The sequence below is a fragment of the Streptococcus sp. Marseille-P7375 genome (assembly GCF_902460365.1).
Taxonomy (GTDB): Bacteria; Bacillota; Bacilli; order Lactobacillales; family Streptococcaceae; genus Streptococcus; species Streptococcus cristatus_I.
Genome location: NZ_CABPTR010000005.1, coordinates 117,785 through 130,999, shown reverse-complemented (window position 1 = coordinate 130,999; position 13,215 = coordinate 117,785). Strand labels below are relative to the sequence as shown.

The following is a 13,215-nucleotide window of genomic DNA, read 5'->3' as shown; positions in this document are numbered from 1 at the left end:
CGCGAATAAATAGATAGGAGGAAAGAATATGTATAATAAAGTCATCATCATTGGCCGGCTGACGGCTACACCTGAACTGCACAAGACTGCAAACGACAAGTCGGTCGCGCGTGCGACAGTGGCTGTGAATCGCCGGTATAAGAGCCAAAATGGAGAGCGTGAAGCGGATTTTATCAACCTTGTTGTCTGGGGGCGCTTGGCTGAAACCTTGGCAAGTTACGCTAGTAAGGGGAGTCTGATTTCTCTGGATGGAGAATTGCGGAGCCGCCGCTATGAAAAGGATGGAACCACTCATTATGTGACAGAAGTTCTTTGCAGTGGTTTTCAGCTTTTAGAAAGCCGAGCTCAGAGAGCACTCCGTGAGAATAATACTGGAGCCGATCTGGCAGATTTGGTACTGGAAGAAGAAGAGCTCCCTTTTTAAGAACGAACTGACTGATCTGAGAGTTCCTTGATAAAAAAGAAAGTTAGGAAAGTATTCCTAGCTTTTTTGATTAAAGAGTAGGTGGAGAAATGGACAACTGAAGCAGATCATTTGCTTCATCAAGCCTGAAAAAGTATTTTTATAAAGGGATTTTCATTGTTTTCCTTTCTTAAATTTGGTATAATAAAGGTGAATCCAGAGGCAGGCTAGAAAGGAAAAAATCGGGAACGAAACAGCCGCTAATGGTCGCTTTGCACATTGCAGTTTGAAATAAGGAGAGGAGGTTTATCATGTCTTTGTCTACCTTATTTGAAGTATCAATAGCTATTTTGGGTGTGGTCTCTGCTGGTTACCTCATCTATGCCTATTATGAGTTTCTAAAAGATATAGCTCATATGGAGAAAGTACATCATTTTCATCACGGAGGTTGAGACAAAAGTGTCTCGACCTCGCTTTTTATTAGAAAGAGATCCTTGACGCTGTAGCCGCTTGCTCAATAGCCATGGATTGTTGTGCAGCTTTGCAGGGCTGGGACTGTTTATCGCTCTAGGAAAGTTTTTAATACTGAGCTCAGCAACAGGGAGGTACGCTGGATGTTTGAAACTTTAGTACCATCCTAGCGTCTCCCTGATATTCTAGTCCTCTTGGTTTTCATATTGATTTAAAAATGTTAAAATAGTAGGCAAGAAAGCGGAGAGAGTGCATGCCAAAAGAAGAAAATTTAACGGGGAATCAGGTTGTAGCCCTAACAAAAAAATATTTAGCTGCAGAGGATGTGGCTTTTGTTCAAAAAGCGTTGATCTATGCGATGGAATGCCATAGCGGGCAAACTCGTAAGTCGGGAGAGCCCTATATCGTCCATCCGATTCAAGTGGCAGGAATTTTAGCTAAGCTTAAGCTGGATGCTGTTTCAGTAGCCTGTGGTTTTTTGCATGATGTCGTAGAGGATACGGCGGCGACCTTGGATGATCTGGAGCGGGAATTTGGTCATGATGTGCGCGTGATTGTGGATGGTGTGACCAAGCTTGGGAAAGTCAAATACAAGTCTCACGAAGAACAGTTGGCGGAAAATCATCGCAAGATGCTCATGGCTATGTCAGAAGACCTTCGGGTTATCTTGGTCAAGCTGGCTGACCGTCTGCATAATATGCGTACTCTGAATCATTTACGACCAGACAAACAAGAGCGGATCTCGCAGGAAACTATGGAAATCTATGCTCCTCTGGCTCATCGTTTGGGGATTTCCAGTGTCAAATGGGAATTGGAAGACTTGTCTTTCCGTTATCTCAATCCAACGGAGTTTTATAAAATCTCCCACATGATGAAGGAGAAGCGTCGAGAGCGGGAGGCTCTGGTAGAGGAAGTTGTCCACAAGATTGAAACCTACGCGGGTGAGCGCAATCTGCATGGGAAGATTTATGGTCGTCCCAAGCATATTTACTCCATCTACCGCAAAATGCAGGACAAGAAGAAGCGATTTGATGAGATCTACGATCTGATTGCCATTCGTTGCATTTTGAGCACTCACAGTGATGTCTATGCCATGCTGGGCTACATCCATGAGCTTTGGAAACCCATGCCGGGGCGTTTCAAGGATTATATTGCCAATCGCAAGGCCAACGGCTACCAGTCCATCCATACGACCGTTTACGGTCCTAAAGGTCCGATTGAGTTTCAGATTCGGACCAAGGAAATGCACGAAGTGGCAGAATACGGGGTCGCTGCTCACTGGGCCTATAAAAAAGGAATTAAGGGTCAGGTTGACGGCAAGGAATCTGCCATCGGGATGAATTGGATCAAGGAATTGATGGAATTGCAGAATCAGTCTGGTGATGCCAAGGAGTTTGTTGATTCGGTTAAGGAAAGCTACCTGGCGGAGGAAATCTATGTCTTCACACCGGATGGAGCAGTGCGTTCTTTGCCTAAGGACTCAGGCCCCATTGATTTTGCCTATGAGATCCATACCAAGGTCGGGGAGAAGGCGACAGGAGCCAAGGTCAATGGTCGCATGGTGCCGCTCAATACCAAGCTGAAGACTGGGGATCAGGTGGAAATCATCACCAATGCCAACTCCTTTGGACCGAGCCGTGACTGGCTCAATATCGTCAAGACCAGCAAGGCCAGAAATAAAATCCGTCAATTCTTTAAAAATCAAGACAAGGAGCTATCTATCTCTAAAGGACGGGAGCTCTTGCAGGCTCAATTTCAGGAGAATGGATATGTAGCCAATAAGTACATGGACAAGAAGCACATGGAAGAAGTGCTGCAAAAAACCAGCTATAAGACCGAAGAAGCGCTTTTTGCGGCAATTGGTTTCGGTGAGATCGGTGCTATTAGTATTTTCAATCGTTTGACAGAAAAAGAGCGCCGTGAAGAAGAGCGGGCCAAGGCCAAAGCAGAGGCGGAGGAATTGGTCAAGGGCGGTGAAGTTAAGGTCGAGAACAAAAAAGACACCCTTAAGGTCAAGCACGAAGGCGGTGTGGTCATTCAGGGGGCGTCTGGTCTCCTTATTCGGATTGCCAAGTGCTGTAATCCTGTGCCTGGTGACGATATTGTTGGTTACATTACCAAAGGACGCGGCGTGGCCATCCATCGGCAAGACTGCATGAATCTTAAGGCCCAGGAAAATTATGAGCAGCGCTTGCTTGATGTGGAATGGGAAGAAAATAATTCGACTAAAGAGTACACGGCCCACATTGACATTTATGGTCTCAATCGGTCTGGCCTCCTTAACGATGTGTTGCAGGTGCTGTCTAATACCACCAAAAATATCTCAACGGTTAATGCCCAGCCAACTAAGGACATGAAATTTGCTAATATCCATGTTTCTTTTGGTATTGCCAACCTGTCCATGCTGACGACGGTGGTGGATAAGATCAAGAGCGTACCAGAGGTGTATTCGGTCAAACGGACCAATGGCTAAGTGCGAGCCTGTCAGAGTAGATAGTAGTCAGAAATAAAGGAAAAGATATGAAAATTGTCATTCAGCGTGTCAAACGTGCTCAAGTCAGTATTGACCAGCAGCTGCACAGCAGCATTGAACAAGGTCTTTTGCTCTTAGTAGGTGTCGGGCCTGATGATAGTCAGGAAGATATGGACTACGCGGTCAGGAAGATTGTCAATATGCGGATTTTTTCCGATGCGGAAGATAAGATGAATCTTTCTGTTCAAGATATTGGAGGGGAGATTCTTTCCATTTCCCAATTTACGCTCCATGCAGATACCAAGAAGGGAAATCGGCCAGCCTTCACAGGTGCAGCCAAGCCGGACATGGCTAGTCCTTTTTATGACAAGTTTAACCAGCTGTTAGCTGAGCAAGTGCCAGTCAAGACGGGCGTGTTCGGAGCAGATATGCAGGTAGAATTGGTAAATGATGGCCCAGTGACTATTTTGCTTGACACCAAAAATCGATGAAGGAATTGCGCGCCTTTTGAAGGTTAGTGGTTTAAGACCAAGCAAAAATAGTTTACTTCTTTCCTAGAGACAAGGCGCATTTCATAGGCTTCATAAGTAACTTTTAATAAACCAGATGCTGGTTTCCTTAGAAGTTCTTATGAGGCTTTTTGTGTGGTTTAAAGGCGATATTATTCTAGCAGGCAGCTTTGGAGTTGATAGAGCGGAAGGGCAGTCAAGCGTTGCTCCTTGTCAGATGCGACAGATGTCTAGGGCTTATTGGAAAGGGGCTTTACGACTTATGGTATAATGATATATATAAGTTTGAGGAGTCTCTTGATTTTTTCAGACTGATCTTCATAAAAAGAATAGGAAATAATATGCGCTCGATTCTTGCCTTGTATGTCACCCTGATGCCGGTCATTCTGGCTGGAGTACTGAATATGATCTTTTGCAAGTCTTCACTGCTAGAGGCGGCTTATCGACCCATGGATGCTGGGCTAATTTTAAAGGACGGGAAGAGGCTTTTTGGGGCTAACAAGACCTGGAAAGGTTTCTTGGGCATGATTGTCTGGGGAGCTTTGGCTCAGATTTTCTGGGGATTGCTCTTAAAGAGCATTTCTACCTTAGAGACGCTGCACTTGGTCTATGCTTTTTACGAAAATACCGTGCTCTTTAATCTGGTGCTTGGAGCACTTTTGGGGCTGGCTTATGTTTTGTTTGAGCTGCCCAATAGTTTTATCAAGCGCCGTTTGGAAATCAGAGAGGGCAAGACGGCGGAGAATGGCTGGAAATGGACCTTTATCTGGATAGACCAGATTGATTCCTTGATAGGCTGTATTATTATTTTGCTTTTCTATATTCCTCTGTCTTGGCAGCAGATGCTAGGCATACTTATTCTAGGGGCGGGCACGCATCTAGGAGTCAATCGTCTGCTCTACTGGGCTAGGCTTAGAAAAAATCGTATGTGAAATGGGAGTTTTTGATGAAAGAACTATGGCTGGAAAAAGAGCCTTAGACCGTCTATGGCGGTAAAATCAATCAGTTAATCAACCTCTGTCAGCTGGGGTTTTCGGTTCCTAAGGGGCTGATTTTGCCGGCGGACCAAGTAATGGCTTGGCTAAGCGTAGCTCTGCCAGAATACTCAAAAGAGGGACTTAAAGAACTAATTCATTTGCGCAAAGAGGAAATTGCGGAGCGTTTGCAGCATTATCCCTTGAATCCAGCTTGGCTACAGGAGTTAGCAGCTTTTTGTCAGAAAAATCAAACTTATATCGTTCGCAGCAGTGCCCTATTAGAAGATGGACAGGCCATGTCATTTGCCGGCCAATATGACTCGATTGGCAACTGCCAATCGCTCTCAGAAATCGAGCAGGGCATTCGTTCTTGTCTGCTTTCCCTCTTTAATCCAGAAGCTTTGGCCTACTGGCAGCGCCAGGGTTTGCCTGAGCAGGATTTTGCCATGGCAGTGCTGATTCAGGAGCAGATAGAGCCTGACTTCAGCGGTGTCTGCTTTTCCCTAGATGTGGCGACTAATCAGGACCAGATCATGCTGTTAGAGTATGTAAAAGGCTCAGCTGAGAGCTTGGTTAGCGGTCAAGTTAATCCTGAGCAGCTGACACTTCCTTGGTACAAGCCGGACTGGAGCCAGTTTGAAGAGCTTGAAATCCCTCTGGCAGTCTTGCAGAAGCTGCACGAGCAGGTTTTGGAGATTGTGGCGTATTTTGGTCGGCCGATGGATATTGAGTGGTGTGCTGTCCAAGAGCAAGTCTATCTACTGCAAGCTCGGCCTATTACGACAGTACCAACTAAAATCGACAGTGGCCGCTGGACAACGGCAAATTTTCGAGATGGAGGCGTGGCGGCCCAGCCCTGTCCAAACCTGATGTGGAGCCTTTATCGCCATTCTTGGCAAGAGGCACTCTCCAGCTTTTTGTTGGCAATTGGCCTAGAGCCTGAAGGTGTGATGCCGCCGCTGATGCGTCTCCATTATGCTCGGCCTTTCTGGAACTTAGGCGTGGTTAAGCAAGGCATGGAGCAGATTCCGGGCTATATTGAGCGAGACTTTGATGATGAGCTGGGAGTCAATAAAGACTACCAAGGTCAAGGTTTTACCAGCAAATTAAGTCCAGCCTTGATCTTAAATTTCCTGCGGGTAGCCTTGAAAACGCAAAAAGTAACTAAGACTTTTCTGCATCAGGCGCCAGACAAGCTACAAGAGCTGCGCCAGCAATTTACCAGTCTGAATCAAGAAATACGAGAACTGAACGACCAAAGCCCGCTGCAGCAGGTCGAGAGTCTTTGGCAGTTGGTGCTAAATCAGGCTTATTTAGACAGTGAGGGAACTTATTTCTGGCAGGCCTACATCAATACGGTTCAGCTGTCTATGAAAAAGACCAGTCTGCTCAAATGGCTGACGGTTAATGAATTTTTCCAACTAATTGCAAAGTTGGGAAATGTTTCGCATACCAAGCCTTTGGCTAGGATGCTGGAAGCTGCGGATCTTATTTTGACAGATAAAAATCTGACAGACAACTGGCTGAAGCTATCGGTGGAAGAGTTGCATCAGCTGGCTGCACAATATCCTGAGCGAACGGATTTCATCAAGGTTCAGGATTTTCAAAAGGATTTTGGCTATCACTCGGCACGGGAGCTGGACTTGCGAGTAGCTAGTTACGAAGAAGATGCTCATCAGGTGTTGACAGCGGTCCAGCAGTTAGTTGCTGATTCAGCGTATTACCAAGCGGCCAAAGCTTCGCTTAGTCCTGTCTCAGAGTCTGAGCTAGATCTTGCTCATCTATCTCGAACCAAGCAGAAAAAGATAGAAAAAATCAGTCAAGACCTGCGGAACTTGCTCTGGTGGCGGGAGGAGTTCAAGGATATTTCCACGCGCTATTACCACCTCATTCGCCAGATTAGCCTTAAACTTGGCCGAGCCTATGAAAAGCGAGGCTTTCTGAAAAATAAACAAGATATTTTTTACATTAAGAAAGAAAGTCTCACTTCCTTTATGGAAGGGCAAAAGACTGCTGACCAGCTTCAAGAAGAGGCTGCTGATAATCAGCATTATTGCCAGGCCTATCGGAATTTTGAGCCAGTGGGTGATTTGACCGACAAAGAGATGAGCTTGGAAGAGGTGACTCGTGACAGTCGGACCCTGCTGACGGGAATGCCAGCCAGTAGCGGTCAGGTAACCGGTCGGGTTCGAGTTCTCTTGGATTTGGCTGATATTGAGACGATTGAACCGGGAGAAATCCTTGTCACACGCTATACAGATACGGGCTGGAGTTATGTTTTCGGTATTCTAGGCGGTCTTGTGACAGAGTATGGCGGGGTTCTTTGCCATGCCTCCATTGTCGCTCGGGAATGCGGGATTCCAGCTCTGGTTTGCGCTAAGAATGCAACTCAGCTACTTGAAACTGGTATGATGGTAACTTTAGATGGAAGAAGAGGAGAAATAAGAATTCATGAAGAAGAATGAACCTTTGTTTATCGGTGAATACGACAAATCTGTTATCCTAACCTATATGGGCGCTGCTTTTGCACTGTTGGCAGTCTATGCCATCATTCAGTCCCAGCTGCGACTAGCCATGATGGCCTTTATCGTTAGCGGTATCTGTGACCTCTTTGATGGTGTAGTGGCGCGGCGGATGAAGCGGACTGAAAGTCAGAAGCGCTTCGGCATTGAGATTGATTCGCTCTGCGACATGATTAGCTTTGCGGCTCTTCCGGCGGTGCTCCTCATGACCCAGCTGCCCTTGGGAGCGGCCAATATCATCTTGGCTGTCCTTTATGTCTTAGCTGCAGTTACGCGCTTGGCTCATTTTAATCGCTTGGCCAAGCATGATGAAGGATCTGGCTCTTATTTTATCGGCTTGCCCGTGACCTACAGCGCCCTCTTTTTCCCTCTGACCTATCTGGTCTGTCAATGGCTGGCGCCTGGTCTCTTTGCTTGGGTATGGCTGGGCTTGTCTCTTTTGCTGACCTTCCTATTTGTCTACAACTGCCGCATTCCCAAGCCTAATAAGCTGGCCTATCTAGCTTTCGCGATTTTAGCTGTTGCAAGTCTGATTGGTCTGGGGGTTCTCCCCCATGGTTAAGGTCTATCAGAGAAAGACTGGCCAAGTAGTGGAACCGACAGAATATAAGGCGGAGCTGTTAGATAAGCTTTATGGTACTGCTTGGGGCCGCATCTTGTTGCCTTTCTTGACCCAATCTAGCCTGTCTTATCTTCTGACTTTGAAAGACTATACTCTTTTTTCTCGCAAGAAAATAGCAGCTTTTGTAGAAAATTATCAGCTGAATCTGGCTGACTATGAAGATGGCCCCTATCCTAGCTTCGCGGCTTTCTTCCAGAGGAAAATCAAGCCAGCTCTGCGTCCTGTCTGCCCTGACAGTCAAGTACTGGCAGTTGCGGATGCCAAGCTAGAGGCTTTTACCATCAGTCAGGACTTGCAGCTGACGATAAAGGGGCAGATGTATAGGCTAGCTGACTTACTGCTGGATGAGGAGTTGGTTCAGCTGTTTAGTGGCGGAACAGCGCTGGTCTATCGCTTGGGAGTGGAAGACCTGCACCGCTATCTAGCTACTGAATCTGGCAGAATTACCAAAAGACGGAAAATCAAGGGACGCCTGCATACGGTCAGGCAGGTAGCCCAGAGGCGGCGTTTGATTTACAAGGAAAATAAAAGAGAATACTGTCTTTTAGATACCGACCTAGGACCTGTCCTGCAGATGGAAGTAGGGGCTCTCTTGGTCGGAAGAATATACAATCACAGTCAGGACCATTTGGTCAGGGGACAGGAGAAGGGCTGCTTTGGTCTGGGCGGCTCAACCATTCTTGTCCTCTATCCAGCAGGCATGATTCGCTTGGATCAGGATATTCTGACTTACTCAGACCTCGGAATAGAAACCCAAATTCAAATGGGGGAAAAGATTGGAGAAAAGCTATGTTTAAACGATTAGCTGTTTATTATAAGGAAATGTTTCCTTTGCTGCCGCGCTTTTTTGTGGCTGCCATCATGTTTTTTGAGATTTATTTTGTCCTTCTGCTCAATGACGGAGTGACCAAGTTTCACTTTGACCATCAGGAGTTGATTGGGATTTTTACGATTTTTGTCTTTCTGATGATTCTGCGGATTGCGGATGATTTCAAGGACTACGAGACCGACCGACGCCTCTTTCCTCATCGGGCTCTGCCATCTGGACGAGTGAAAAAGAAGGACTTGGCTGTTGCCCTCAGCTTTATCGTAGCTGTCTCTGTACTCCTCAATGTCCTCTTTATGAACAATATCGGCTGGTTCCTCTTTCTCTATATCTACGGAACTCTCATGTCCTTCTGGTTCTTCAAGCGTGACAAGATTCAAAATTCCCTGCCACTGGCTCTAGTGACCCATAATCCGGTCATGATGATTTTGAATCTCTATACCATCTCTTTTGTCTGCTACAAGTACAATCTGCCTCTCTTGTCCCTGCCGACTGTCCTGCTGGCCTTTACCATGTATTTCCCAAGTCTGATCTGGGAAGTCTGCCGTAAGATTCGGGCGCCAAAAGACGAGACAGAGTATGTGACCTATTCTATGCTTTTTGGCTACAAAAAAGCCACTCGCTTTATCGAGGTGGTGACTCTGCTGGATATCTTGACCAATTTCGCTCTCCTCTGGAATATTTCCCATGTCGGAGTGGTAGTCTTGGTGCTGAATGTCATCTGGATGACCGTCCAGTTTGAGCAGTTTATCAAGGATCCAACTCGCTTTAATATCCGGGAGCGGGTGGAACGTTATACTTATATCACGGAGACGACCATGGTTCTGTCCGTTGCTGTTTATCTCTTGATGGGGGTACTTTGATGAAAAGAATCAAGCAGACAGGGCTTGACCGGGTTGGAGGCAAGGCCTATCATTTGCTGAAAATGCAGGCTGCTGGTTTGCTGATTCCTGACTTTGCAGTGTTTGCTTTTGACTTTTTTCAAAAATCTGCCAGCTCTGCTGACTTGGAGCGGATGGAAGCAGCTTATCGGTCTGGGGAGTTAGACTTGTCCCAGCTCAGTCAGCAACTGCAGGACTGGGCCAGAGAGCAGTTTAGTCAAGAAGACCTGACGGCAGCAGAAAGTTGGGTCCACAAGGAGTTTTCTCAGACAGGCTGTCGCTTTGCAGTTCGCTCATCAGCAACCATTGAGGATGGGAAGGCTTCATCATTTGCCGGTCAGTTTGAGAGCCGGCTCAATGTGAAGCCAGATGGACTTAAAGAAGCCATCCAAGCGACCTTGCTCTCTCTTTATCAGGAGTCAGCTCTTGGTTATCTGTTTGAGCAAGGACTATCCTTGGAGCAAGCGCAGATGATTTGCCTTGTGCAGGTCATGCAGGAGGGAGACTTGTCTGGGATTTACTTTACAGCTAATCCCAAGGGAATTTTTAACGAGCACATCATTGTCATCGGTCGGGGCTTGGGCAATAAGGTTGTCGAGGATAAGATTCCTACAACCATGGTGACGCTCCATCCCAAGGACCAGCTCTTTTATACAGAGCAGACGGAGAACTCACCAGACGTATCGCAGGAACTACTTGAGGACTTACAGGCCATGGCTGGTCAAGTAAGTCAGCTTTTCGGACCTTACATGGATATGGAGTTTACCTTCGCAAATGGGCAGCTCTATCTCTTGCAGGCACGACCTATTACCACCTTGCCTGAAGGACAGCGGATTATTCTGGATAACAGCAACATTGTCGAGAGCTATCCTGGCGTTTCCAGCCCTCTGACTATTAGCTTTATTCAAGAGGCTTATGCCAGCATTTTCCGCAGTTTGGCTCAGCGTTTGGTTGGCAAGGATGCCCCTGAGTTGGCTGCCTATGAAGCTACTTTTCAAAATATGCTGCAGCCGGTCAATAGCCGGGTTTATTACCAGATTCAGAGCTGGTATCAACTCCTGCAGCTTCTGCCTTTTTCGAAGAAAATCATTCCAATCTGGCAGGATATGCTGGGAGTGAGAGAGACAGAAGTGCCTCAGATGCCAGTGCACCTGTCTGCTTTCAAACGCCTGCAAATCATGCTTCGTATCATCCGAGAGTTCTGGACGGCACCCAAGCAAATGTGGCAATTGGAAGAGCAGTTTGCCCAGATTCAGCGCGAATACGAAGCGAGCTTTTCTCCTGATGCAGATGCAGAGACCTTAATTGCCTTAGTCAGCAAGCTAAAAGAGGATATTCTGGCTCACTGGGACATTACGCTGGTCAATGACCTCTATGCTTTTGTCTATACTGGACTCCTAAAGAAGTCGCGTCGCGGCGGTGCTGTTCAGGCTGAGATTGCAGGAATTGAGCAGATTGAAAGTATGCGGCCGGCTTTGGCTCTGCAGGCTTTAACAGCTCAGCTGAAAGCAGAAGAAAATGCAGCGATTAGACAGGCTATGGCGAGTGAAAGCCCAGCAGTCTTTCTAAGTCGCCAGCACCCTTTGGTCCAAGAAATAGTCCATTTTATCCATGAATTTGGTGATCGGGCTCCAGAAGAGTTGAAGTTAGAAACTTCAACTTTTCGAACGCACCCAGAGCGTCTGCTTAAGCTCCTGCTGCAAATGTGCCAGCAAGAGGAGAAGAAGTTGGCCCCTCAGAAACTTGAAGAAGAGGTGCAAAAATCAGGCTGGTGGACGAATTTTCTTCGCAAGCGAGCCATGACTGGTGTTAAATATCGGGAAAGTTCTCGCTTAAACCGAACACGAATCTATGGCATGATGCGGCAGATTTTCAGAACATTGGGTCAGCAATTAGCCGATCAAGGGCTGCTGGCTACGCCTGACGATGTTTTTTATCTGACAAAGGAAGAATTGTTTGAGCTGACCAGAAAGCCCAGAGATGTTAGTGGCTTGATAGCCGAGCGTCGAGAGAAGTTGGAGGCTGATAAGGAACTGCCAACCTTTAGTCGCTATGTTTTTGCTGGACAGGTCTTTGAGAAATATCTGAAACCGCAAAACCGCACCAGCAGTCATAATACGGGCAATCAAGCCTTACAAGGGATTGGCTGCTCACCTGGCTGCGTTAAGGCCCAGGTTTTGGTCGTGGAGGATGTGCAGGAGATTGAGTCTGCTCAGGATCGGATTATCGTGACCAAGATGACCGATCCGGGCTGGGTCTATCTTCTGACCCAAGCCAAGGGTGTCATTGCCGAGCAGGGGTCCTTACTCTCCCACACGGCCATTATTTCCCGCGAGTTGGGTATTCCTTCTATTGTCAATGTCAGAGGTGCCTGCAGCCAGCTGCAAAACGGTGATTGGATTGAGATGGATGGCCTTACTGGCAAGATTCGACTGATCAAGGAGGAAGACCATGCTGCAAATTAAACCAGTCAAACCCAATACGACAGAGCTGGATGATTTTCTAGCCCTGCCCAAGCAGATTTACCGGCCAGACCACCTCATGCAGTCGGAGGAGGAAGAGCTGGCTTTGATTGAGGGCTGTCACCCGCTGAGTTCTGACTTAGAAACCTATGCTTTTATTGGCTATGAGGAGAGTCGGACTTGTATTCGAGGGCTCCTGACCTTCTATCCAGGTGATGAGGCTGCTTACTTGGGATTTTTCGAGTCGATCAATGACCAACAGATTGCATCTTCTTTTATAGAACATTTAGCAGGTTTTGCTCGCAGTCTCGGAGCGATTAAGATAATTGGTCCCGTACAGGCAAGTTTTTGGCTGGGTTATCGAATGCAGTTGACTGGAACAGAGGAGGTCCCTTTTACTGGAGAACCTCATAATCCAGCCTATTATCCTCAGCTGTGGCAGGCTGCAGGTTTTGAGCTCAAGGAGCGCTATCTGTCTAATTTTTATCCCAAGGTCAGCAATCAAACTCATCAGGACAAGCTGGCTCATCGCTTTGAGTCTTTTGAAGAAGCGGGATTCACTATTTGCTCTCCAAAGAAGCAGGAGTGGGAAGAAGCTTCGCTGCAGGTTTTTGAGCTCCTCAATCGCCTCTATCAAGATTTTCCGATTTATCGGTCTATTTCCAGTCAGCAGTTCAGTCAGATTTTTCAAAAATACCAGTATATTCTTGATTTTTCAATGGTTAAACTGGCCTATAAGGAGGGCAAGCTAGCAGGTTTTCTGATTGCCATGCCGGACTACGGTTCTCTGGTTTATCAAAAACTGACTCCTCTCAACCTAGCCAAGCTTTTTTGGACCAAGCGCTTTGCCAAACGTTATACGATTATGTATCTGGGAGTGGATGAAGAATTCTTGGGCTTGGGCTCTGCCTTGGCCTATCCGATTTTTAAAGAAGCACAGAAGCGACAGGCTTCAGCTATTGGAGCCCTGATTCACCAAAATACCGTCACGCGCCACTATGCAGCAGAATTGCAAGGGGACAAGCATGAGTACGGCCTCTTTGAGTTGGATTTGGGGCTTGGATGATCT

At 46.8% G+C, this 13,215-nt stretch carries 11 protein-coding genes; all 11 read left to right on the top strand.

Annotated elements, in window-relative coordinates; translation table 11 throughout:
• Positions 1-28 precede the first annotated feature (28 nt).
• The 11 genes from FZ954_RS10360 to FZ954_RS10315 all read left to right on the top strand — a co-directional run bounded on the left by FZ954_RS10360 (position 29) and on the right by FZ954_RS10315 (position 13,212).
• Complete coding sequence (locus FZ954_RS10360) at positions 29-424, top strand: single-stranded DNA-binding protein (protein ID WP_015604291.1); 396 nt, start codon at positions 29-31, stop codon at positions 422-424.
• 290 nt (positions 425-714) lie between these two features.
• On the top strand, positions 715-855 hold the full coding sequence (locus FZ954_RS11795) for a hypothetical protein (RefSeq protein WP_166492642.1): 141 nt from the start codon (positions 715-717) through the stop codon (positions 853-855).
• Positions 856-1,127: 272 nt separating this feature from the next.
• Positions 1,128-3,347, top strand: a complete 2,220-nt coding sequence (locus FZ954_RS10355) for a bifunctional (p)ppGpp synthetase/guanosine-3',5'-bis(diphosphate) 3'-pyrophosphohydrolase (RefSeq protein ID WP_148878312.1) — start codon at positions 1,128-1,130, stop codon at positions 3,345-3,347.
• Positions 3,348-3,394: 47 nt separating this feature from the next.
• The gene (gene dtd, locus FZ954_RS10350) at positions 3,395-3,838 is read left to right on the top strand and encodes a D-aminoacyl-tRNA deacylase (protein ID WP_048765439.1); all 444 of its coding nucleotides are present in this window, start codon (positions 3,395-3,397) and stop codon (positions 3,836-3,838) included.
• Positions 3,839-4,197: 359 nt separating this feature from the next.
• Positions 4,198-4,788: a CDP-archaeol synthase gene (locus FZ954_RS10345; protein ID WP_062004287.1), complete on the top strand. Its 591-nt coding sequence runs from the start codon at positions 4,198-4,200 to the stop codon at positions 4,786-4,788.
• 65 nt (positions 4,789-4,853) lie between these two features.
• Positions 4,854-7,298, top strand: coding sequence for a PEP/pyruvate-binding domain-containing protein (locus FZ954_RS10340; protein WP_262366253.1), 2,445 nt, complete (start codon positions 4,854-4,856; stop codon positions 7,296-7,298).
• Entirely contained in the window at positions 7,285-7,917 is a 633-nt protein-coding gene (locus tag FZ954_RS10335; protein ID WP_148878311.1) for a phosphatidylcholine/phosphatidylserine synthase, read from the top strand. The genes FZ954_RS10340 and FZ954_RS10335 overlap by 14 nt, the downstream gene beginning before the upstream one ends.
• Positions 7,910-8,782, top strand: a complete 873-nt coding sequence (locus tag FZ954_RS10330) for a phosphatidylserine decarboxylase (RefSeq protein WP_148878310.1) — start codon at positions 7,910-7,912, stop codon at positions 8,780-8,782. Before FZ954_RS10335 ends, FZ954_RS10330 begins: the two co-directional genes overlap by 8 nt.
• Positions 8,767-9,666 (top strand): UbiA family prenyltransferase, encoded by a 900-nt coding sequence (locus FZ954_RS10325; protein WP_125371220.1) that lies wholly within the window; start codon positions 8,767-8,769, stop codon positions 9,664-9,666. The genes FZ954_RS10330 and FZ954_RS10325 overlap by 16 nt, the downstream gene beginning before the upstream one ends.
• Positions 9,666-12,149, top strand: a complete 2,484-nt coding sequence (locus tag FZ954_RS10320) for a phosphoenolpyruvate synthase (RefSeq protein WP_148878309.1) — start codon at positions 9,666-9,668, stop codon at positions 12,147-12,149. Before FZ954_RS10325 ends, FZ954_RS10320 begins: the two co-directional genes overlap by 1 nt.
• Positions 12,136-13,212 carry a hypothetical protein gene (locus FZ954_RS10315; RefSeq protein WP_148878308.1) on the top strand — a complete coding sequence of 359 codons (1,077 nt, stop codon included), beginning with the start codon at positions 12,136-12,138 and terminating at the stop codon, positions 13,210-13,212. Before FZ954_RS10320 ends, FZ954_RS10315 begins: the two co-directional genes overlap by 14 nt.
• Positions 13,213-13,215 lie beyond the last annotated feature (3 nt).

What these genes read in the sequence shown, in the direction of transcription:
- FZ954_RS10360 (WP_015604291.1), top strand. Translation starts at nt 29, where the DNA reads ATGTATAATAAAGTCATCATCATTGGCCGGCTGACGGCTACACCTGAA.
- FZ954_RS11795 (WP_166492642.1), top strand. Translation starts at nt 715, where the DNA reads ATGTCTTTGTCTACCTTATTTGAAGTATCAATAGCTATTTTGGGTGTG.
- FZ954_RS10355 (WP_148878312.1), top strand. Translation starts at nt 1,128, where the DNA reads ATGCCAAAAGAAGAAAATTTAACGGGGAATCAGGTTGTAGCCCTAACA.
- dtd (WP_048765439.1), top strand. Translation starts at nt 3,395, where the DNA reads ATGAAAATTGTCATTCAGCGTGTCAAACGTGCTCAAGTCAGTATTGAC.
- FZ954_RS10345 (WP_062004287.1), top strand. Translation starts at nt 4,198, where the DNA reads ATGCGCTCGATTCTTGCCTTGTATGTCACCCTGATGCCGGTCATTCTG.
- FZ954_RS10335 (WP_148878311.1), top strand. Translation starts at nt 7,285, where the DNA reads ATGAAGAAGAATGAACCTTTGTTTATCGGTGAATACGACAAATCTGTT.
- FZ954_RS10330 (WP_148878310.1), top strand. Translation starts at nt 7,910, where the DNA reads ATGGTTAAGGTCTATCAGAGAAAGACTGGCCAAGTAGTGGAACCGACA.
- FZ954_RS10325 (WP_125371220.1), top strand. Translation starts at nt 8,767, where the DNA reads ATGTTTAAACGATTAGCTGTTTATTATAAGGAAATGTTTCCTTTGCTG.
- FZ954_RS10320 (WP_148878309.1), top strand. Translation starts at nt 9,666, where the DNA reads ATGAAAAGAATCAAGCAGACAGGGCTTGACCGGGTTGGAGGCAAGGCC.
- FZ954_RS10315 (WP_148878308.1), top strand. Translation starts at nt 12,136, where the DNA reads ATGCTGCAAATTAAACCAGTCAAACCCAATACGACAGAGCTGGATGAT.